This window comes from Algoriphagus marincola DSM 16067, from assembly GCF_000429405.1.
Taxonomy (GTDB): Bacteria; Bacteroidota; Bacteroidia; order Cytophagales; family Cyclobacteriaceae; genus Algoriphagus; species Algoriphagus marincola.
The window spans coordinates 219,228-240,914 of sequence record NZ_AUBU01000002.1 but is presented as its reverse complement, the minus strand read 5'-3'; the positions used below and the strand labels follow the sequence as shown (position 1 = coordinate 240,914).

The 21,687-nt window shown below is 42.2% G+C and carries 17 protein-coding genes; 8 read left to right on the top strand and 9 right to left on the bottom strand.

What is annotated here, in order from left to right:
- Positions 1-82: 82 nt before the first annotated feature.
- Positions 83-1,045: a glycosyltransferase family 2 protein gene (locus G457_RS0104165; RefSeq protein ID WP_026945341.1), complete on the bottom strand. Its 963-nt coding sequence runs from the start codon at positions 1,043-1,045 to the stop codon at positions 83-85.
- 199 nt (positions 1,046-1,244) lie between these two features.
- On the opposite strand from G457_RS0104165, the gene G457_RS0104160 reads away from it, so the two are divergent.
- Both G457_RS0104160 and G457_RS0104155 read left to right on the top strand, forming a co-directional pair.
- On the top strand, positions 1,245-2,120 hold the full coding sequence (locus tag G457_RS0104160) for a UDP-2,3-diacylglucosamine diphosphatase (RefSeq protein ID WP_026945340.1): 876 nt from the start codon (positions 1,245-1,247) through the stop codon (positions 2,118-2,120).
- Between the two features lie 2 nt (positions 2,121-2,122).
- Positions 2,123-3,247 carry a glycosyltransferase family protein gene (locus G457_RS0104155; RefSeq protein ID WP_026945339.1) on the top strand — a complete coding sequence of 375 codons (1,125 nt, stop codon included), beginning with the start codon at positions 2,123-2,125 and terminating at the stop codon, positions 3,245-3,247.
- Positions 3,248-3,261: 14 nt separating this feature from the next.
- Here the strand turns inward: G457_RS0104155 and G457_RS22175 are convergent, their stop codons facing one another.
- A complete protein-coding gene (locus tag G457_RS22175; protein WP_051260699.1) occupies positions 3,262-5,526 on the bottom strand; it encodes a M56 family metallopeptidase in 2,265 nt (754 codons plus the stop codon).
- Positions 5,526-5,891: a BlaI/MecI/CopY family transcriptional regulator gene (locus G457_RS0104145; protein ID WP_035483116.1), complete on the bottom strand. Its 366-nt coding sequence runs from the start codon at positions 5,889-5,891 to the stop codon at positions 5,526-5,528. The genes G457_RS22175 and G457_RS0104145 overlap by 1 nt, the downstream gene beginning before the upstream one ends.
- Positions 5,892-6,165: 274 nt before the next feature.
- On the opposite strand from G457_RS0104145, the gene G457_RS0104140 reads away from it, so the two are divergent.
- Together G457_RS0104140 and G457_RS0104135 are read left to right on the top strand one after the other, a co-directional pair.
- A complete protein-coding gene (locus G457_RS0104140; RefSeq protein ID WP_026945337.1) occupies positions 6,166-8,838 on the top strand; it encodes an MGH1-like glycoside hydrolase domain-containing protein in 2,673 nt (890 codons plus the stop codon).
- Positions 8,810-9,415, top strand: a complete 606-nt coding sequence (locus G457_RS0104135) for a ribonuclease HII (RefSeq protein ID WP_026945336.1) — start codon at positions 8,810-8,812, stop codon at positions 9,413-9,415. Before G457_RS0104140 ends, G457_RS0104135 begins: the two co-directional genes overlap by 29 nt.
- 1 nt (position 9,416) lies before the next feature.
- On the opposite strand, the gene G457_RS0104130 is transcribed toward G457_RS0104135, so the two are convergent.
- Genes G457_RS0104130 through tsaD form a run of 5 tightly spaced genes read right to left on the bottom strand, consistent with a single transcriptional unit; the run spans position 9,417 to position 12,663 of the window.
- Entirely contained in the window at positions 9,417-9,866 is a 450-nt protein-coding gene (locus G457_RS0104130) for a hypothetical protein (RefSeq protein ID WP_026945335.1), read from the bottom strand.
- 39 nt (positions 9,867-9,905) lie between these two features.
- Complete coding sequence (locus G457_RS0104125; protein WP_035483114.1) at positions 9,906-10,418, bottom strand: HNH endonuclease; 513 nt, start codon at positions 10,416-10,418, stop codon at positions 9,906-9,908.
- A 2-nt stretch (positions 10,419-10,420) separates the two neighbouring features.
- Positions 10,421-11,218 (bottom strand): SH3 domain-containing protein, encoded by a 798-nt coding sequence (locus G457_RS0104120; protein ID WP_155847078.1) that lies wholly within the window; start codon positions 11,216-11,218, stop codon positions 10,421-10,423.
- Entirely contained in the window at positions 11,181-11,648 is a 468-nt protein-coding gene (smpB, locus tag G457_RS0104115) for an SsrA-binding protein (protein ID WP_026945332.1), read from the bottom strand. The genes G457_RS0104120 and smpB overlap by 38 nt, the downstream gene beginning before the upstream one ends.
- 1 nt (position 11,649) lies before the next feature.
- Positions 11,650-12,663 carry a tRNA (adenosine(37)-N6)-threonylcarbamoyltransferase complex transferase subunit TsaD gene (tsaD, locus tag G457_RS0104110; protein WP_026945331.1) on the bottom strand — a complete coding sequence of 338 codons (1,014 nt, stop codon included), beginning with the start codon at positions 12,661-12,663 and terminating at the stop codon, positions 11,650-11,652.
- 29 nt (positions 12,664-12,692) lie between these two features.
- Between tsaD and G457_RS0104105 the strand changes: the two genes are divergently transcribed.
- The 4 genes from G457_RS0104105 to G457_RS0104090 are packed head-to-tail and all read left to right on the top strand — an operon-like array spanning position 12,693 to position 20,395.
- A complete protein-coding gene (locus G457_RS0104105) occupies positions 12,693-17,267 on the top strand; it encodes a translocation/assembly module TamB domain-containing protein (RefSeq protein ID WP_051260718.1) in 4,575 nt (1,524 codons plus the stop codon).
- Positions 17,268-17,312: 45 nt separating this feature from the next.
- Positions 17,313-18,611, top strand: a complete 1,299-nt coding sequence (locus G457_RS0104100) for a cryptochrome/photolyase family protein (protein WP_026945329.1) — start codon at positions 17,313-17,315, stop codon at positions 18,609-18,611.
- Positions 18,608-19,558, top strand: coding sequence for a Smr/MutS family protein (locus tag G457_RS0104095; protein WP_026945328.1), 951 nt, complete (start codon positions 18,608-18,610; stop codon positions 19,556-19,558). Before G457_RS0104100 ends, G457_RS0104095 begins: the two co-directional genes overlap by 4 nt.
- Before the next feature lie 3 nt (positions 19,559-19,561).
- Complete coding sequence (locus G457_RS0104090; protein ID WP_026945327.1) at positions 19,562-20,395, top strand: hypothetical protein; 834 nt, start codon at positions 19,562-19,564, stop codon at positions 20,393-20,395.
- On the opposite strand, the gene G457_RS0104085 is transcribed toward G457_RS0104090, so the two are convergent.
- Positions 20,396-21,553, bottom strand: a complete 1,158-nt coding sequence (locus tag G457_RS0104085) for a cystathionine gamma-synthase (RefSeq protein ID WP_282705547.1) — start codon at positions 21,551-21,553, stop codon at positions 20,396-20,398. It abuts the gene before it with no gap.
- Positions 21,554-21,687: the final 134 nt, after the last annotated feature.

Sequence of the window (21,687 nt, the reverse complement as noted above, 5' to 3'; positions counted from 1 at the left end):
TGAGTTTAATTCGAAAACGAAACTAAATAACAACTGCGAATTGCTTTTTACCACTTGCGTAAAAATCTCATTCTTAGCAGAATCAAATCTGCCAAGAAACCTTTGCATACCTCGGGGTAGCTTTTGTTATTATGCCACCGATCAGATAAAAAAGATAGTAAGTAAGCATCGTAATAGTCGCAAAGGGAACTTGCCAAAGACTCAAATTAACTTTTGCACGGTTTTTCCAAATTCTAACGATGGTGTTTTTACTTCGCAGCAGATAAATTTTGAAAAACCTAAATTCCGGATTACCAACTTGAAAATCCCTCTCAAAAAGGCGCAAATAATCATCCCTACCCTCAGCCAAAGCCCGGTTGAAAAAGTGTTCCCAACCATTAGGTGCGGGGTGTGATGCTTTTGCCTGATGGCAAATGAATAATTTCACTCCTTTTCTTTCCAAATCTTTCCAAAGCAAGGTGTCTGCACCTCGGGTGACTCCCTCAGCCATTTTTGGATAGGGATTGTCAATGAGGAGCTGCTTTTTACAAATAAAATTATTGGAGAAAATAAGATTTGCTGATTCCATATCGGATCGATCAGATGGGGCAGGGAAAAACCAAGCTAAAGCGAAACACTTTCCCATAAAATCGGAATAGTCAATATGTGTGGCCCCGGCGATGATAGCCTCAGGATATTTTTGGTGAGCATTCAATAGAGCCTCAAGCCAACCTGCCTGTGGAATGATATCACTATCTAAAATAATTACCGTCTCTCCCTTTGCATGTCTTACTCCCTCATTTTTTAATTGAAAATAGTGAGCATCTTTCACATCCAATACCCTAGTCTCTTCCATTTCGGGAAGATTTTTTTCATCAAGAACATTTCTTAAGAAATCAGATATAAACTCTTCGGAAACTTGCTCTGAATTGTGAAGAATAAGCAACTCAAATTGAGCTTGCTCTTGATTATTAGACTGTAAATGAATCTGAGTTAGCAATTCACTTGTCCGTTCTAGTTCAGAAAGAATGGCGTTTTCCCACTCTAATACAAAAGTGATTTTCATAGTATCTAAAATAAAAGACTGAAAAGGTAGTTATTTCATTTCAAAAAAGAAAGAAAAGCACGACCCATCTTATTTTTCACATCTGCTTAACACAGCCTTCACTTTCACCAAAGAAAATTTGGAAAAAATAGCAAATACTTAACAGACTAAGTGTTACAGATTTACAATACCACGCTACCTTTCAACCAAAACCAATAGCGTGAAAACTCACTTCAAAACGATCATTGTATCTGACGTTCACTTGGGTACCAAAGGCTCAAAAGCAAAAGAAATAGCGCGATTTCTCAAACAGTACCACTGCGATAATCTTATTTTGAATGGTGACATAATCGATGGGTGGCAACTCAAAAAATCGGGGGCTTGGAAGCGAAAACATACCCGTTTTTTCAACCGCATCCTCAAAATGATCGAAAATCATAATACGCAAGTTTTTTACTTGAGAGGAAACCATGATGATTTTCTGGATCAAATTCTTCCTCTTCAAATTGGCAACCTTTCGATTCAGACGGATATGATCTATGAATCTCAAGGAAAAAAATACTTCATCACCCATGGCGATGTTTTCGATAGCATTACGACCAATCTTCGCTGGATAGCCTATTTGGGCGATATGGGTTACACATTCCTCCTTTGGCTCAATCGAGTGGTCAATCACTACCGATTCAAAAGAGGCTTACCTTACTTTTCATTGTCTCAGTATATCAAAGGCAAAGTAAAGTCTGCGGTATCCTATGTGGATCAATATGAAACTGAGCTCGCCAAAATGGCAAAAGCCAAAGGCTGTGACGGGATCATCTGTGGGCACATCCACAAGGCAGAAAATCGATGGATAGATGGTGTTCATTATCTCAACTCAGGTGATTGGGTGGAGACAATGTCGGCTTTAGCAGAAGATCATGAAGGCAACTGGCAATTGATCTACTATTCCGAAATCAATTTCAAGGAAATCAGAGATCAGGAGATTGGCAGTTTCTTTTCCGGAAATGAAGAGGAAGATGAGAGTACCATCATTCCACTTCGAAAGGTATCGTTCGATAGCCCAAAAGACGACTTGAATCCACCTGCATTTCGATAAGTATGAAGTTCGTTTTTATCGTACAAGGCGAAGGCCGGGGTCACATGACACAAGCTATCGCGTTTTCAAATCTATTGCGCAGGCAAGGTCATGAACTCGCAGGTGTTTTGGTTGGGAAAAGTCATCGAAGAAGTATTCCGGATTTTTTTAAAAGAGAAATTCAGGCTCCAATCCTTGCTTTAGACAGTCCAAATTTTGAAGCAGATGGAGCAGAGAAAAAAATCCTTTTAGGAAAAACCATCCGCAAAAACCTTAAAAAAGCTCCCATTTTCTGGAAAAGTCTCCTGCAAATCGACGATCAAATAAAAAGCCTGAATCCAGATGTAATTTTGAATTTTTATGATCTTTTGGGAGGCTTGTATTCTTTTCTTTTCAGACCAAAAGCAGCCTATTGGGTGATCGGTCATCAATACCTCTCGGGACATCCTGATTTTATTTTTGCACCGGGAAGACACTTGGAGCGATTCCTTTTCAGACTCAATACCCAAATCACTGCCTGGGGCGCAAAGGAGATTTTGGCTTTGTCATTTTTGCCGCAAAAAATGGCAAGTCGAAAAATTCGTGTCGTACCTCCTCTCCTTCGACAGGAAGTCAAGAAGCTAGCTCAGCATCAAGGCGACTTTTATCTTGCCTATATGGTCAATCCCGGATACGGGCAGGAGGTGATAGCGTATGCCAAAGCTCATCCACACATCCAGATCAAAGCTTATTGGGACAAAAAAGATGCAGCCGAAGTTGAGCAAGTCCTTCCCAACTTGACCCTAAACCGTGTGCATGATCAGCGCTTCTTGCAAGATATGGCAGCTTGTAAGGGCCTAATCTGTACGGCTGGCTTTGAATCCGTCTGCGAGGCGATGTATCTAGGCAAGCCAATACTTGTCATCCCTGTAGCTGGACAGTACGAACAAGCCTGTAATGCACTAGAGGTATTTCGTTCCGGCATAGGAAAAACAGCTAACTCATTTGATTTTTCTATACTCGAATTGGCTGTTCTTGAAAAAACCAATCCTCTTCAAGAGGATTTTCAACGATGGGTAGAAACTTGGGAGCAAGTGCTCAAGCAGCTACTTCCGGTGCCTGAGAAGGTAAGCATTTTCATCCAGTCGTCGGATTTGAGCTATACTTGATTTAAATCATCCCGTCAACAAATGTCAGAACCCGACTTCGTACGGCTAGGCATGGAAGGCGAAGTCGGAGGATTCACGAGCTTCTTTTCAGCATCACCCAATGCCAGAAATACATTCTGAACTCGGATAAACTCTTCGAAAATAGCTTCTCTTTTGGCAGAGTTACCAGAAAACTGAAGCCCCATTTCGTATTTTTTTAAATCATAGGCCAAGAGCATTTTTTGGTAAGTTTCCAAAAGGCCTGAGGTAATTTGAGTTGATGCTGTACTTTTCAAACCATTTGCCGGAGGCGGAGGTGGTGGCAACTGCTTTAGTTCTTCCTCGGTCAAATCTTCCCGAAGCTTGAAGTAATATCCATCCTCCTTCTTCAATCGAATGTAGGGAGAGAATGGATGAGTCGGTCTTTCTGTCAGCCTTTTATCCTCCACTCTTAATCGGAAATACTTACCACCAAGATCCAAAAACTCCTCCATCAATTCCTCTTGATCCCTTTTGTCTTTCTCAATAAAATGAACTCCTGTGTTGAGTTTTTCATGGTAAGCTTTGAGCTCTTTTTGATAAAGAGAAACAGGGTTCGTATTCGTCGAGAAACTTTGATTTTTAGGTTCATCCACCGGGATCGTTACTGTCCCACGAAGAGGCTTGGTTCTAGGGTCCGAAAACTCCCCAAAATTATTTTCAAAGCCTTCTTTCGTGTACAAATTGACTTGATAATTCTGCGGAAAGCGTTCCGAACGGGCATTTAAATGAACAAAACTGGAAAAGAAATGGACGATTTCTTCCTGTGAAATTTCATCCAATTTTGAATTGGGAATAACTTCTCCATCAAGCCAAAGCGCAAACTTCTTACCATCCTTCCAACTTTCAATTTGCTCAGTTGATGGCCCTTTAGGGTCCATTTTTCTAGGTACATCCGGTAGTCCATCCTTTAATGGTTGAGGAAGCTCTTCATAGCTCACTTCTTCCAATTCCCCATCCGGGTATTTCAGAATGAATTTGGTCTGACTGTAATATTCAGCTTTAGTCATCTGCTGAAGCGGCTTTTGATAAACTAGCTGGTAACTTTGACTCAGGTTTTCTTCCAATTGGCTAACACCTTCGCCGTCAATCCACACCAATCTTCGGATGTCATGCTCCCTAAATATCTTTTTGACTGCATCAATTTCACCCATAGAGTTTCCCTCATGAATGATCATCTGGATCAAAAGTTCTTTATCAGGAAGCTGATCTAAAACAGTGGATAATTTGGCTATGGGTTGCACCTCATTGCTTTGTGGATCATTTAGGATGAAGCGGCCTTCGGTAGCCAGGTAGAAGGTTAAGTCATATAAATTTTCTGAGCTTTCAACTTCCGTGGGAAATATATGTACCTCATGCCTCGGCACATCGATTGGCTTCTTTACATGTTCACTAAATCCATAATAAATCAAGCCCATCATCGGGATCAAAAACAATAATTTCAGGGCTGTTCGGATAGGCTTCTGTTCTTTACTCATCATCTGCATTCGTTTTTTGGTTAAAGAAAAATTGAGACGGCTAGTCAAGGAATGTTGCGTACTTGAAATCGCCAAGGATAGGAGCTGTCGCTGATAGGAAATTTGATCTACTTTTTGGATGGCTGCTTGATCCGCAATAAACTCATGATTGAGCTGAATGGACTGCTTAGCCCAATAAAGACCCGGGTGAAACCAAAAGGGTATCATTAAAAATTCAATAAAAATCAAATCAAGGCTGTGTTTTTCCCGCACATGACAGCGTTCATGCTCGAAGATCGCATCACTCAATCCTTCCGCTTCAAAGCTTTTTTTGTGGACGAAAATAAAATTCAAAAAGGAATAGGGAAGGGTATCCTCCTCCAACAAAACCAAAACCTGATCTCGATAAATAATACGGATATTAGAATTCGCTTTAGTCTTCAAAACTCTAAAATTCCAAAAAAATCGATAAGCAAAAATCAAGGAAACCAGCCCGTAAAGCCCAATTCCAAGATATTTCCAAGAAAATTGCAGGGGAGAATTAGGTGATTCGGATTTTTCAAAATTCTGCTGAAAATCTCCTTGACTGTTTACTGACATACCATCTAGCTCCTCGAGTACAACCCATTCGCTAGGAGTAGAATCTGGGATTTCGATTTGATTCAGTGGCAATAGAAAAGAAATCAGCACTGCGAAAAGGAGGTAGAACCGATTAAATCGATACAAGACTTCCTGCTGCAAAAACAGACGATAAAATAGCAGCAAAAGCAGTAAGCAAAGGATGGATTTGAGCAAGTATTCCATTACTTTTTTTGGTTTAGTTGGTCATCTATCATAGACTTTAGCTCTTTTAATTGAGCCTCGGTAAAAGAGCTTTGCTTCGCAAAAAATGAAGCAAACTGAGCAGGAGAATCATTGAAAAAGTTCTTGATCAAACCTTGAAGGTGTTTGCCAAAATAGGACTCTTTTGATACAAGTGGAAAATAAAGCCTAGCCTTTCCCTCTGTCTGATAGTCCACGAATTTTTTCTCCTGCATTCGTTTGAGCAAGGTGGAAATAGTAGTCGCTGCAGGCTTGGGATCAGGGTACATTTCAATCAGATCTTTCAGAAAAGCTTTTTCCTTTTCCCAAAGGTGATTCATTAATTCTTCTTCGGCTTTGGATAGCATAGATATTTAGATTAATATTCTACAAATGTAGAAGAGTTTAATCATTCTACAAGTGTAGAAGAATAGTTTTATGATATTTTTAGAAAAACATAAGTGAATCCTAAAATCTGAGAAATAGGCATTTTAAAGGAGTTCGTTTCATAAACAGCTGAAAAACAACCTCTAAATACTTTCTCTCCAAGAAAAAATAATCAGCTGAGCTGAACAGAATTGCGAATTTTCGGCTTAAATACCCAGAAATTGATAATTTCACCACCTGCTCAAGAAGAAGACCATGTTAGCCGAACATATACGATTACACGAAGATAGAGAATACAAAAAGCATTGGAAAAAATGGGGCCCCTATCTCACTGAGAGACAGTGGGGAACCGTCCGTGAAGACTATAGCCCTGATGGTGCCGCCTGGGAAAATGTGACACACGATGAGGCACGTAGCAAGGCATATCGCTGGGGAGAGGAAGGCATCGGTGGAATTTCCGACCACAAACAAAAACTTTGTCTTGCCTGGGCATTTTGGAATGGAAAAGACCCATTTATCAAAGAGCGACTTTTTGGATTGACAGGAAATCAGGGAAATCATGGGGAGGATGTCAAAGAAATCTATTACTATCTTGACTCCACGCCGACTCACTCCTACATGAAGATGCTTTATAAGTATCCTCAAGCCGAATTCCCTTACCAAAAACTACTTCTGGAAAATAAGAAAAGGCAAAAGACCGACCCTGAATTTGAACTGATCGACACAGGAGTCTTTGACGAGGATCGGTACTTTGACATTTTTATAGAATATGCCAAAAATGACGCAGAAGACATTGTCGCGAAAGTAACCATCCATAACAGAGGTCCCGAATCAGCTCCCATTTGGGTGATGCCCACGCTTTGGTTTCGAAAAACTTGGTTTACAGGTCACGAACCCTTCATGCCAAAGTTGAGTCTGGTCCGCTCAAATAGAATCAAAGCGTTCAATCCCAAATCAGGAAACTATTCCATCACCTTCAGTGGCAACCCAGATATTCGGTTTTGTGATAATGAAACCAATCGGGAAAGGCTCTACAATATCCCCAACGAGCGGGAGTTTCATAAAGACGGTATCAATGATTATCTGATCAAAAAGGATGACTCCAAAGTCAATCCAAAGTTTACCGGCACCAAAGCAGCGGCCATTTACCACCTTGACATTCCAGCTGGAGAAAAAGTAGAGATCAAAATGCGACTTCAGCATCAGTTGGAAGATCAGCCACTAGAAATTTGTGAAACCTGCTTAGAAGAAAGAAAGCGGGAGGCCGATGAGTTCTATGGTCAATTGCAAGATCGGGTCACGGATCCTGACCTAAGACAAATACAGCGGCAAGCCTATGCGGGCATGATGTGGTCTAAGCAGTTTTATTATTACGACGTAGAAAGATGGCTGGAAGGAGATCCCGGAAGATATGTCCCTCCAGTTGCTCGTAAAAAAGGCCGAAATCACCAATGGCGACACCTTCAAAACTACGATATCATTTCCATGCCGGACAAATGGGAATATCCATGGTATGCGGCATGGGACTTAGCATTTCATTGTATTCCAATAGCTCGAATTGACCCGGAATTTGCCAAAGATCAGCTGCTACTGCTACTCAATGAGTGGTATATGCATCCCAATGGTCAAATCCCTGCCTACGAGTGGAACTTCTCGGATGTCAATCCACCGGTTCATGCTTACGCGGTGCAGCGCGTTTATCAAATAGATAAAAAAGCCAATGGAGGAAAAGGTGACCAGGAATTTCTAGAGCGTGCGATGCACAAACTCATGCTCAATTTCACCTGGTGGGTCAATCGAAAAGATAATGACGGCAAAAATATATTCGAGGGAGGATTCTTAGGACTGGATAATATTTCCATTTTCGATAGATCTGCAGCGGAGTATTATCAGGGCAAACTGGAACAAGCCGATGGTACTTCTTGGATGGCTATGTTTTCGTTGAACATGCTTCGAATGTCTTTGGATCTTTGCGAGTTCAACACTGTGTATCAGTACACTGCGACTAAATTTCTGGAGCACTTTCTCTACATCGCCGGAGCAATGAACAATATCTCAAAGGAACACATATCGCTTTGGGATGATGAGGACCAGTTTTTCTATGACGTTTTCCACTTCAAAGGAAAAGAGCCAGAAAAGCTAAAGGTTCGCTCTATTGTGGGTTTGATTCCACTTTTTGCGGTGGAGCCTATACGAGAAGAGCTCTTCGAAAGCCTGCCTGAATTCAAGAAAAGGCTGGACTTCTTTATGCGAGAAAAGCCAAAATTAGCAGCGCTGGTATCAAGTTGGATTCATCCAGGAAAAGGCAAACGCAGACTTTTCTCTTTGCTGCGAGGACACCGAATGCGAAGTGTCCTTCACAAGATGTTGGATTCCGAGGAGTTTTTGAGTGATTTTGGGATTCGATCCCTATCCAAATTCCATTTGGCCAAACCTTACACACTTCAAATGAACGGAGATGCCTATTCAATCAGATATACTCCTGGAGAGTCTGACACCCGGATGTTTGGAGGCAACTCAAATTGGCGAGGACCGATATGGTTCCCTATTAATTACCTGATCATTGAGTCGCTGAAGAAATTCAACTTCTACTATGGCGGTGACTTCTCGATCGAATACCCAACCGGATCGGGCAATTACCTTTCCATGGATATGATTGCAAAGGAACTTTCTCTGAGATGTATGAAGATTTTCATGAGAGATGCCAATGGAAACAGACCTGTCTTTGGGAATCAGGAAAAATTCCAGAAAGACCCTCATTTCAAGGATCATATTTTATTCTATGAATATTTTCATGGTGATAGTGGCAAAGGCCTTGGCGCTTCCCATCAGACAGGCTGGACAGGCCTAGTGGCAGAGATGATCCATAAATATTATAAAGAAGAAAAACTAGAAGTAAATGCCTCTACTCCCCTTTTTAGAAGCTAATCGCCTCGAAGCAGGCTGTGATGAAGTAGGAAGGGGCTGTCTCGCAGGTCCCGTCGTGGCAGCTGCTGTTATTTTACCTGAGGACTTTTCGAACCCTTGGGTAAATGACTCCAAAAAATTACTCAAATCGCAGCGGGAAGAATTGGTAGAAGAAATCAAGTCCACTGCACTTAGCTGGGCCATCGCAGAGGCAAGCGTAACCGAGATCGACCAAATCAATATTTTGAATGCCTCTTTCTTAGCAATGAAGCGAGCTGTTTTGGGACTAAAAACTCAACCCCATCACTTATTGATCGATGGGAATCGATGGAAGTCTGATTTACAAATACCTCATACCTGCGTGATCAAGGGCGATGGAAAGTTTGCCAGCATTGCAGCTGCTTCCATTCTAGCTAAAGTCTATCGAGATGATTTGATGGCTAAGCTGGCAAGGGATTTCCCTTACTACGGATGGGAAACCAATGCAGGCTACCCCACAAAAGTACATCGAAAGGGAATCTCAGACCATGGAGCTACGCCGTGGCACCGATCAAGCTTTAAGCTTTTACCAGATCAGTTGGAGCTCAATTTTAAGTAATTTATTTTTTAGGCTTTTCTACTACTCGCTCAAAAACCAGTTTACCACTATTGCCTGACTTTGTAATGGGTTCCAGCACCAATCTATTCTCATCAAAGTCTACGATTTTTGCCTTTCGCTCCATTTCTCCCTCACGGATGATCAATACATCCCCTTCACCGATCTCAATTTGAGCACGACGCTGTACGATGGTCTGATTGACCATGTCGGTATAGCGAAGGGAATCTCCTGGGGTAAATTGATATATCGTGGACTCAAGCCTATTCTTGATTCGATATTCCATATTTGCCCGGGTAGCTGAGTCGGCTTCTCTGAATTGGGCGGAATTTCTAATTCGATCAATCCCATCGAAGTAAACCAATTGCCATTTACCGATGAGTTGTTGTGCTTCTATGCTAGAAATGCTCAAGAAGAGCGAAAGCAGTACAGGGGAAAGAAAGGATAGGTTCATATTGATACCTAGGCAATTTTATTGCCAAAAAAAATTCTATCAGCCAGGAACGACTTTCACATTTAAAAAAGGAAGCCATTCCTCGGCATGTCTCTCGGCATAATCAGCCAAAAAATAAGATAGTGTTGGCTTAAAAGGAAGGATTTTTAAAGGCATACCTGCTTCTTCCGGTGTCTTGTTTCCTTTATTTACGTTGCAGCGATTGCAGGCGGTAACCAGATTGGTCCAGGACGTTTTTCCACCCTTAGATCGAGGTACAACATGATCAATTGTCAAATGCTTCACCGATCCACAATACTGACATTCTCCATTATCTCTTCGAAAAAGGTTAGCCCGATTGAGCATCACCCCCCGATAAGGAATGCTTTTATATTGATTAAGTCGTATGACAGCGGGATATTCAAAACTTCTACTAATGGTTCGGATCTGTAAAAGTTCGTAGGTGGATAGCATGGTTGCCTTCTCAAGCAAAGTAAGAACTATAGCCTTTTGGGCTGAGACTACTGCCACCGGTGAGTGATCTAAATTTAATACCAATACCCGCTTTTCCATCTTCAATTAAACACTGACCTAGCTTCCAAAACGACCTGTTTATTTCGATTGTTTGCAAGAAAACCCTCCCATTCCTCAAGATCTGATACTTTCATCCGACTATCCATCCAAAGTACTTCCTCCATGCCCAGGTAGATTGCAAAATGATCTTGACGAGAATCTTCATCATGAAAAATAAATAAATCTCCCGGCATGGCATGATTAAAAGGTAAAATTCTTCCGGGCAAAGTAGCTGAGGACCATTGATATCCGGCGATGGAGTAGATCAAAGCGAATCCCTGTAGCTCGTCCAGACCAAAAATACTTCGGCCTCCCGCTTGCCAAGGAGCATTGATATACCGAAGTGCAATTTCCAGTAATTCATCCCGATCTGCTCGCTTAGCATGGGCTCGGCTAGTTCCGGTAAAGCCTATAGTTTCCTGCCAATTGAAGAGCTCTAATTCCGAAAAGTGCAAGCGGCTTCCAGGCAGCAAATATAGATTTGTCCCCATATATTCTATGGCTGCTATGGGGCTTGTAACTATCTGAAAATCTTGGTCTAGAAAATTTTGATACTCGTCTTTGTGGATTTCCTTGAGTGACTTTGTCGAGATCCAGCCTCCCATTCTACTGTCCTCATGAAAAATGCGATACCACTGACGATCTGTAGACAAAGCAAGTACTTGATAGCATTCCCCAAATAAAAGTTGGGAAATCATCGCCGAATTGGTACTTGGCTGTCGATATACGGGCAGCAGGGTTTGCCTACAAATCCCGAAGGAATCAATTAAGGGCCATTCGTTGAAGTTCTCTTTTGGCATCTTTAGCTTTCAAGTCCTGTCGCTTGTCGTGAGTCTTTTTACCTCTTCCGAGGGCAATTTCCATTTTTGCCAGCCCACGATCATTGATAAATATACGAACAGGAATGATAGTCAGCCCCTTTTCTTGGGACTTCGTATGGAGTTTTTCAAGTTCTTTCTTATTGAGAAGGAGTTTCCGGTCTCTTACCGCCTCGTGATTATAGCTTGAAGCCATGGAGTAAGGAGCGATATGCATTTGCCTCACAAAAAGTTCCCCATTCAAAAAAACGCAGAAAGACTCCGTGAGAGAGACCTTTCCCTCTCGGATGGATTTGATTTCCGTGCCTTTCAGCATGATTCCAGCTTTGAACGTATCAATAAACTCAAATTGAAAGCTTGCCTTCTTATTCTTGATATTGACAATCTTATCAAACTTCTTCTTATCTGCCATTTTAGATTTTCATTTTTGCAAGAGGCGTGACCTCCAAAGAGGAAAATTCCCCTTCCAAATATTTAAAGTGTGCTGCCATGGCTATCATCGCCGCATTGTCTGTGCAGTACTCAAATTTTGGGATAAAAAGTTCCCAGTTTCTCTTTTTTGCCTCCAATTCCAATGTCTTCCTCAACCCTGAATTAGCAGAAACACCCCCTGCAATGGCTACTTGCCGGATCCCAGTTTCTTTGGCAGCTTGCACCAATTTGATACGAAGCATTTCGATCAAAGTATATTGAATGCTTGCACAGAGGTCGAATAAATTTTCCTGAATAAAGTCCGGATTTCCTTGAAGTTGCTCTTTCAGAAAATATAAAACTGCAGTCTTGATTCCACTGAAGGAAAAATCCAGATTCGGCATTCGGGTCACCGGAAAATCAAAAGCTTTAGGATTTCCCTCTTTTGCATATTTATCGATCAAAGGACCACCTGGATAAGGCAAGCCGAGAAGTTTCGCAGTCTTATCAAATGCCTCGCCTACAGCATCATCCCGAGTCTCCCCAATCACTTGCATGTCCAAGGCTGAATTTACTTTGACCAATTGCGTATGGCCTCCACTTACTGTCAAACAAAGAAATGGAAAAGTAGGCTTGGGGTCCTCGATAAAATGCGCTAAGACATGCGCCTGCATATGATTAACCTCAATAAGCGGGATATCCAATGCCTGTGCCATTGCCTTGGCAAAACTCACACCCACCAAAAGCGCTCCCATCAAACCGGGGCCACGGGTAAATGCTATCGCAGAAAGCTCAGATTTTGAAATACTTGCGGAATCCAATGCCTCCTGGACGACTGGCACTATATTTTCTTGATGTGCCCGAGAAGCTAGCTCCGGAACTACCCCTCCATATTTTTCGTGAACTGATTGTGTGGCGATGATATTATTAAGTACTTTGCCATTAGCGATCACTGAGGCGGATGTTTCGTCACAGGATGATTCGATAGCTAGTATGTAATTAGTCTTAGTACCCATTGGAAAATAAACCGAAAGTTACGGATTTTTTGCACAAAGCGTTCCGGATAGTCTTATGGGTAATCTTTTCTCTGACAGTGTTCCTGATCGCTGTTGCCCTATTGGTTCAAACTGCTCCAGTCCAAAATTGGCTCATTCAACGGGCTACTAATTTTCTAAATTCTGACAGTCAGTTTGAAACCTCTATTGGAAGAATTCATCTGAATTGGATGGACGCTTTGAGTCTCTCGGATGTGGAAATCCGAGATCACCGAGATAGTATCATGATTGGTGCAGGGGAAATCTTTGTGGATTTTGAATTGGGAAAGCTCCTTGCGGCAGGTCAGCCAAGCCTTGACCAGGTGAGGATCGAAAAAGCAAAAATTCAGCTTTTGACGCATCAAGGTGACTCATCGATGAATATTAACCTTTGGGTCAATGAATTAAGCAATCGTTTCAGTTCAGGAGGCGGAGGAGCAAGCCCGAAATTTGGGATTGGGCAGATCGATATGCGCAACTCAAGCTTTGCCTTGGTCAACTTCAATTCCGAGCCCATTTCCGAAGGCTTGGATTATAACCGAATGCGGTTTGAGGACATTAGCATTTCAGCCAGTGAATTCTACCTCGACGGAGGTGAAATTGGCATCAAGATAGCCCACATGGTTGGCCTCGAATCTGGGTCTGGATTAAATATCAAGGAATTTCGGACTGATTTCATTTACTCTCCCCAGTTTATGGAATTTGCGAATTTGAAGCTAGTCACGAATGAAAGTCACATCAAAGATTTTTTAAGACTGGAATATAGTTCAGTCGGCGCTTTCTCGGAATTCATTACCGAGGTGACAATCAATGCAAACATGAAAGAAACCACCTTAGGATTGGGAGACCTTCGCTTTTTCGCCCCTACTCTTCCCGATATTCAGGATGAACTAGTAATCACGGGAAACTTCACAGGTCCGGTTTCAGAAATCAAAACAGATGAATTTATTCTTAGACTCGGCGAAAAAACGGAGGTATTTGGATCGATTTTGCTAGACGGCTTGCCAGATATAGAAAATACATACATCAACCTTTCTCTTCAAAACTCCACGCTTGACACCAAAGATTTAAGTCCTTACTTGCCAGAATCCAGCAAAACGGAGGTTTTGAAATTTGGGACTATTCGCCTCAGTTCAAATTTCAGAGGTTTTTTAGACCGGTTCGATACGGATGGAGATTTTCGAACTTCAATAGGAAAAGTTTCAGGCAGGATCCGCTATGAAAACCAAAACGGGAAGAATGAAGTCGTGTCCCGAGTAGATGTTGAAAACTTCAATCTAGGCATCCTGACCGATCAGCGAGAAACTTTTCAAAAAATCTCATTAAGCGGTACGGTAGAGGCAGAAGGAAAGTCACTGGATGATTTGCTTTTGGACCTAGACGCCAATGTTTCAAATTTCGGACTATTGGGCTACAATTACACAGGGATCCAAACTGACGCAAAATACGGCTTGGAGCTTTTCGAAGGGAATATCAGCATCAATGACCCAAACCTAAAATTGAATGGTGGGGGAAGTATCAATCTAAAGGACAGCTCGGAAGCTATTTCTCTACTGCTCACACTAGATTCGGCCAATCTTCAAGCTATTAATCTTATTGACACACCAGCATATTTCAAAGGAAAGTTGGAAATTGACACCCAAGGGATCAATATCGACGATTTGACTGGTATTATGCGTTTCAATGATTTAGTCGTCGGCTACCAAGACAGGGTATTGGAAGTAGGAGATTTTTATTTTCAGTCACTTTTTGCCGGAGGTACGAGGACTATGTCTCTAAACTCTGACTACATCGTTGCTGGTGCCTCGGGTCAGTTTAAATTGGAGCAAATGGCAAAGGATTTACCTTTTTTGCTTCAGCAATATTTGGCCATACTTCTGCAAGACGAAGCCCCAGTGGCGGAAAACACGGACTATTTCTCTGTCCCCTACAATCTTGACCTGAATATCAACCTGATTGATATAAATCCCATTCTACGACTGCTCAAACCCGATCTTTATATTTCTAAAAACACCCTAGTCGAAGGAGCATTTTATCAAACAGAAGAAAATACGATTTTCAACTTTTTCTCAGGGATTGACACGCTACGATATGGTGCTAATGAAGCAAGGCAGGTAAATATTGATTTCAACACTTCCAAAATCATCAACAGTCCCGAGATTTTAGCTTCTTTTTACATCTTCTCAAAGCAACAAAATATTGGCGGAAAACTCGATTTCAGCAATTTGGGATTTGAAGCAATTTGGAACAACGATGCCCTGGATCTGAATTTAGCCCTGGATCAGGACTCGACTCAAAGCAAAGCCCGTGTCAATGCAGTAGCTCAATTTTCCCCTTCTCAAACCACTCTACAGCTCAAGCCTTCCCAACTAACTGTACTAAGTAGTAACTGGCAGTTTGACCCCAACAACCTTGTCACACTCCTTCCCGGTTCTGTAAAGTTTGAAAACCTGATGCTCATTTCTGGCGAACAAAAAATTGACTTAGAGGGAGTTTTAAGCAATCGCCCGGAGGATGAATGGACGTTGAGCCTTGATCAGGTGAATGCCAATATTCTCAACACCCTGACTCCACAGGAATATGAAGGAAAGGTAAACGGACTGATTCGCTCCAGTACAGGAGAGGCAGGTAAAATGACTTTGGATGCCGAAATCGGAATAAAGAATCTGACGATTAACGAAATCCCAATCGGAGACCTCTCAACAGAAGCTCATCTTAAGGATGATGCAATGGTTTTGCAAATTGAAAATATGCTCGATGGAAAAAAAACCATCACTCTGGTAGGTGACTTGGAGCTAGGCTCTCTTGAATTTGATCTCAACGGAAAACTTCAAGAGGCAGAAATCAAAATTTTCGAGCCATTTCTCTCCAATTACCTCTCTGACATGGGGGGTCAGATCACCGGTGACATTCAGCTGAAAGGTGATGCCATTAATCCTACCTTGGTGGGTGAGGGAAAGATCGATCAGGGAAAATTACGTGTCAATTACCTGAATACTCTTTATCAATTGGATGGGAGCGTGCTTTTCACTCCAGGTCAAGTTCGCTTTGACAAATTAATTGCAAAGGATGTACGGGGAAATACAGCTGACCTGAAGGGTGGATTAAACTACCAAGGCTTGGATAACATCAGACTTGACATACAGGCTGACTTAAGAAACTTTCAAGTCATGAATACCTCTGCCAAAGACAATGAGGTCTTTTACGGGAACATTTATGTCACAGGGGAAATGGATTTAAGTGGAAATACCGATAATCTCATCATGGACGCAAGAGCAAGAAGTGAACGCGATACTCGGATTTTCATTCCTTTGAGCAGCAGTAATGAGCAGGTCAGTGAAGATTACATCACTTTTGTCAATATTTATGATACAGTATCTGTCCAGTCAATTAATGAAGAAATAGATCGCCTAGACATTCAGAACTTCCAGATGAACTTCACCATGGAGGTAACTCCCGATGCCTACGCTGAAATTATCATTGACCCACGGACGCAGGAAAAAATCTCGGGGCGAGGCAGAGGTATCCTGACCATGAATATCGATACCCAAGGGACCTTCCAGCTGAATGGTACCTACGAGGTAACCGAAGCGAGTTATGATTTCTCCCTTTACAATGTCGTGAATAAAAAATTCACCGTACAGCCCGGGGGCAGAATATCTTGGTATGGAGATCCGTATGAGGGAATCCTCGACCTTACCGCACAATACACAGAGTCCGTGTCTATTCAGCCTTTACTGGCCACGAGTACGACACAAGATCAGCAAAATGGTACCAACAGGCGTTACCCAGTCAGTGTCATCATGAATCTTGACGGGGAACTGATGTCGCCTGATATTTCCTTTGGTTTTGATTTCTCTGAGCTTCCCAATAGTGGAGAAGTTCAAACTGCCATCTCATCCTTTCAGTCTCGTATCGCCAACGATGAGCAGGAAATGAACCGACAGGTTTTCTCCGTGATTATGAGCCGTTCATTTTCTCCGGAGGGTCAGTTTGCAGGCGTCAACTCCATATCAAATAGCTTGGGGCAATTGCTATCAGCCCAACTTAATTCACTTGCCAGCCAAGTGGATAAAAACCTTGAAATCAATATTGACCTTGCCAACCTGGATCAAAACACCCTGGAAACTTTCCAGCTAAGTGTTGCCTATACTTTTCTCGACGGCCGACTAAGAGTGTCAAGAGATGGAGGATTTACAGATAATACCGGGCAGGCTGGAGCTGCATCCATCATTGGTGATTGGCAAGCTGAATACTTACTCACAGACGATGGGGTATATCGAATGCGAATATTCAATAGAAATAACTTCAATACCTTCACTTCGCTCTCGCTATCACAGAATATTGTCACCTACGGGGTAGCACTCACTCAAAATGTTTCCTTCAATTCTTTCTCTGAACTATTTCAGAAAATTACACAGCGGAAGGAGAAAAAAAGAAACACCTCCCTGATTGAAGACTCTGATAACTACCTCAGATTTCAAGAAGAAGCCGATTGGAAACCGATCGATCTTAGCCCGGTAGTGGAGAGACTTGATTCTATTTACAATAAACCCGTTCAAATTATCCATATCGATCAACGATAAGAAAACATTTTTGTAGGCTAAGGGCTTATTTTGAAAAAGTAAATTATGCAAAAAATCACGCTGTTTTGGTTTCGACGAGACCTTCGTCTGGATGATAATACTGGACTGTATTACGCACTTTCGCAGGAGGAAAACGTGCTCCCTCTATTCATTTTTGATCAAAATATCCTCGAAAAACTGGAGGATAAAGATGATGCAAGAGTAGGCTTCATCCACGATCAAATCACAGATCTCAAGTCACAATTTGAAGAAAAAGACAGCAGCCTTCTGGTGAAAATTGGACGTCCTGTGGAAGTTTTCAAATCCCTTCTCGAGGATTACGACGTGCAGGCAGTCTATACCAACAGGGATTATGAGCCCTATGCCAAAGAGCGTGATAAGGAAGTGGCAAAACTTCTAAAGGAAAAAGATATTGAACTCTTCACCTTCAAAGATCAAATGATTTTTGAGCCGGGAGAAGTTTTGAATGGCTCCGGAGAATTCTACAAAGTCTTCACCCCCTACAGTAGGGTTTGGCTAGAGGAGTTTAAAAAACAGACCATAGAGCCCCTGAATTATTTCCATTGGAAAAATCTTCTAGGGTGCAAAGCATTTGATCTCCCCTCGCTCAAAGAGGTAGGCTTCGAAAAATCTTCGATTGAAATTCCTCCTAAAATGACAGACGAAGATATCATTCGGCATTATGATAAAAATCGAAACTTCCCTGCAAAAGAAGGAACGAGTCGACTTGGAATTCACCTACGATTTGGCACAATCTCGATTCGGAAATTAGCCCTTACTGCCTCGAAACTCAACGATACTTACTTGAATGAATTGATATGGAGAGAGTTTTACATGACTATTTTGGCATACAATCCACAGGTGGTGGATAAGGCATTCAAGCCGGCGTATGACCAGATTCCATGGAGAAATAACGAAGAGGAGTTCAAAGCCTGGTGTGAAGGCAAAACCGGCTATCCTATAGTCGATGCGGGAATGAGGGAACTCAACACCACCGGATACATGCACAACCGTGTACGAATGATCGTGGCGTCCTTTCTTACCAAACACCTTTTGATAGATTGGAGATGGGGAGAGGCCTATTTCGCACGTAAGCTTCTGGACTTTGAACTTGCCTCTAACAATGGTGGCTGGCAATGGGCAGCGGGGACGGGAACGGACGCTCAGCCTTACTTCCGAGTATTTAATCCGGAGTCTCAAACAGACAAGTTTGACAAGGATCTACGCTACATTAAAAAATGGATTCCTGAATTAGACAGCAATGATTATCCAAAACCCATCGTAGATCATAAATTTGCAAGGCAAAGAGCCATTGACACCTATAAAGAAGCACTAAATTCATGAATATCGGAGACCGAGTCAGACTACTACGAAGCACAGAAGAGGGAATTGTACGAAAAATTTCCTCCAGTGGTAGGATTGAAGTAGAAATCGAAGATGGGTTCACCATTCCTGCTCTCAAGTCTGAAGCGGTAGTCATCCACTCGGCCGAGAAAGCCTATTTTGGAAAAAAAGAAGAGGGAGTCGAGGAGGAAAAAACACCCTTATCTATTTCCAAGCCCAAGGATCAAGGTTTGTATCTTGCCTTTATTCCCATCAATGATCAAAACATCAGCCTTTACCTCATCAACGATAGCCGGGATGGATATTTGGTGCATTGCTCGGAGGTCTTCGGCACGAATCATCGGACGCTTTTCGCCGACAAATTACTTTCCGGAGAAAGCAAAAAATTTGATGACCGAATCCTAAAGCAACTCGATGAATGGCCGGCTTTTTTACTTCGGTTTTTTCCCATTCAAACCCAGCTAGGCCCGGAGAAGAAACCTTTTGAAAGAAAACTCAAGATCAAAGCTTCCCAGTTTTTCAAACATCTTGGAGAAGCACCTCTTTTGGGCAAGAGAGGTTATCTTTTTCATTTGGAGCAAACCACCCATGATTTGGACGTTCAGAAACTTAATCTTGAGCTGGAAAATATCAAGCCAAAACCAATCACCGAACCCATCAAAAAGCCAGCACAGCGAATCGATTTACACATCGAAGAGCTCGTACAAGACCCGACAGGAATGAGTAATTCGGAGATGCTAAGAATTCAGCTTGAGACCTTTGAAAAAAACCTCAATCAAGCAATTGCATCTGGAATGCATGAAATCACCTTCGTTCATGGAATTGGCAATGGAGTCCTCCGCAAAGAAATTCAAAAGCGACTGAGTGAATTGAGAAATATTCAGTACTTTAAGGACACCCAGAAGGATAAATGGGGATATGGGGCGACCCTAGTACGAATCTCTTGATCCATGCAGACTAAAGTTTCGCCTGTTTTTTCTGTTTTTGAAAAAAGCCATCATGAGGCTATTCAATTGTTTTTCGAGCTTAGCAAGCGGATTCGATCCAAAAAAGCCGGGCAACTCTATGACAAGCTGCTATACCTCGAGCTATTCGCAGATTTGATTGGCAAAATCCATTTTGAGCAAAAAGAACTCTCTAACCAACTCATTCGGGACTTCAGGCCTTTGGAAAAAGATCTAAAAAAAATCATCCGCCTAAAGGCCGTAGAACAAGGGTTGGAAAAGAGACAATCAAATCTAGCTATCCGATATAATTCCTATGAGCAGTTTATCCAAACTCACAAGAGGGGATTGCATAAAGTTGCTTTTGATAGGATTGTAGGCAGTACTACCTCTGAATGGAGTCAACTGCTCGACCAGGTCAAAAAATCAAGTAAGGGACTTAAAGTCCTTGAAGTGAGTACGGCGATTCATCAGTTGGTCCAAGATGAGTTGGAGTTTTTCGAACTCGAGTGGAAAAAAGGAATGGATAGCCGAGCTTATAAAGACTTGCATTTGGGACTGCAGAAAATCATGAAGCTGGAACAACTGTTAGGGCATTTGGGATTAAACCCGATTTTCATAGCGCGTATTCATGCAGAAATGAAGCAAATGATTAATAGCCTGGATAGCTGGTATATCAATCATTTGGAGATTCAATTTCTCAGTCAGTTTTTGGCAGAAAAACCAAAGATATCTCAGAAATACCTTGATTGGGCCAAGGAGTTGAAGCAGAAAAAGAAAGGCCTGTCTTCCGTGATCGAAAAACAGGCCAGTCAGTTATTTGCTAAAATTCTCGGTTAATCAGATACTAGATAAAGCTTGAGCAAGATCATTTTTTAGATCCTCAGCATCTTCCACACCCACACTGAGACGGATCAGGGAATCTACCAAACCAACCTTTTCACGCTCTTCTTTTGGAATGCTGGCGTGGGTCATACTTGCAGGGTGGCCGCAAAGCGACTCTACTCCTCCCAAGGACTCTGCCAATGCGAAAACTTGGAAGTTTTCCATCACTTTTTTGGCATCTTCCAGACGATTGCCCTTCAGCGTAAATGAAATCATGCCGCCAAAGTCACGCATTTGTTTTTTAGCAATATCATGATTGGGGTGATCTTCAAATCCAGGCCAATATACCTTTTCAACTTTCGGGTGATTTTTTAAATAGGCAGCAATGGTCTTCCCATTTTGGGAGTGACGCTCCATCCGTAGGTGAAGTGTTTTGATGCCCCGAAGTACCAGGAAGCAATCCTGAGGACCTGGAGTCGCTCCGGAGGCGTTTTGCAAAAAGGCCAAACGCTCTGCGAGCGAATCATCATTCACTACCAAAGCTCCCATCACCACATCCGAATGTCCGCCAAGGTATTTAGTCACCGAGTGCATCACGATGTCTGCTCCTAGATCGAGTGGATTTTGGATAAAAGGGGAGGCAAATGTATTGTCCACAGCCACGAGTACACCATGTTTTTTTCCCAAGTCTGCCACTGCCTGAATATCAATAATATTCATCATGGGATTAGTAGGTGTTTCCACCCAAATCATCTTTGTATTCGCAGTGATTTTTGACTCGATCGCTGCTGGGTCCGCCATAGGCACAAAGTGAAACTTGATACCGAAAGGCTCAAAAACTTTGGTGAAAAGCCGATAAGTACCACCATAAAGGTCATTGGTACTGATGATTTCATCACCAGGTCGGAATAGTTTGATTACGGCATCGATCGCACCTAATCCGGATGAAAAACAGATTCCATGCTTGCCATTTTCAAGTGCAGCAAGATTTTGCTGGAGAGCAGTTCGGGTGGGATTATGGGTACGGGAATACTCATAGCCCTGATGATCTCCGGGAGAGCGCTGCACGTATGTGGAAGTCTGAAAGATAGGGGTCATGATAGCCCCCGTACTCGGATCTGGCTCTACACCTGCATGAATGGCTTTGGTTCCGAATTTCATATTTCTTTGTATAGTTGATTGATGAATAAAGTTAATTTGGGTTGATTTTCACTAAACTTGCGACATCCCAACCGCCGTAGGGAAGCCAAAGATGACAAAAAAGAGGAGTTTTTTCAACCAAATTTTATATTACCTCCAGAGGCATC

What these genes read in the sequence shown, in the direction of transcription:
- G457_RS0104165 (WP_026945341.1), bottom strand. Translation starts at nt 1,045, where the DNA reads ATGAAAATCACTTTTGTATTAGAGTGGGAAAACGCCATTCTTTCTGAA.
- G457_RS0104155 (WP_026945339.1), top strand. Translation starts at nt 2,123, where the DNA reads ATGAAGTTCGTTTTTATCGTACAAGGCGAAGGCCGGGGTCACATGACA.
- G457_RS22175 (WP_051260699.1), bottom strand. Translation starts at nt 5,526, where the DNA reads ATGGAATACTTGCTCAAATCCATCCTTTGCTTACTGCTTTTGCTGCTA.
- G457_RS0104145 (WP_035483116.1), bottom strand. Translation starts at nt 5,891, where the DNA reads ATGCTATCCAAAGCCGAAGAAGAATTAATGAATCACCTTTGGGAAAAG.
- G457_RS0104140 (WP_026945337.1), top strand. Translation starts at nt 6,166, where the DNA reads ATGTTAGCCGAACATATACGATTACACGAAGATAGAGAATACAAAAAG.
- G457_RS0104135 (WP_026945336.1), top strand. Translation starts at nt 8,810, where the DNA reads ATGCCTCTACTCCCCTTTTTAGAAGCTAATCGCCTCGAAGCAGGCTGT.
- G457_RS0104130 (WP_026945335.1), bottom strand. Translation starts at nt 9,866, where the DNA reads ATGAACCTATCCTTTCTTTCCCCTGTACTGCTTTCGCTCTTCTTGAGC.
- G457_RS0104125 (WP_035483114.1), bottom strand. Translation starts at nt 10,418, where the DNA reads ATGGAAAAGCGGGTATTGGTATTAAATTTAGATCACTCACCGGTGGCA.
- G457_RS0104120 (WP_155847078.1), bottom strand. Translation starts at nt 11,218, where the DNA reads ATGCCAAAAGAGAACTTCAACGAATGGCCCTTAATTGATTCCTTCGGG.
- smpB (WP_026945332.1), bottom strand. Translation starts at nt 11,648, where the DNA reads ATGGCAGATAAGAAGAAGTTTGATAAGATTGTCAATATCAAGAATAAG.
- tsaD (WP_026945331.1), bottom strand. Translation starts at nt 12,663, where the DNA reads ATGGGTACTAAGACTAATTACATACTAGCTATCGAATCATCCTGTGAC.
- G457_RS0104100 (WP_026945329.1), top strand. Translation starts at nt 17,313, where the DNA reads ATGCAAAAAATCACGCTGTTTTGGTTTCGACGAGACCTTCGTCTGGAT.
- G457_RS0104095 (WP_026945328.1), top strand. Translation starts at nt 18,608, where the DNA reads ATGAATATCGGAGACCGAGTCAGACTACTACGAAGCACAGAAGAGGGA.
- G457_RS0104090 (WP_026945327.1), top strand. Translation starts at nt 19,562, where the DNA reads ATGCAGACTAAAGTTTCGCCTGTTTTTTCTGTTTTTGAAAAAAGCCAT.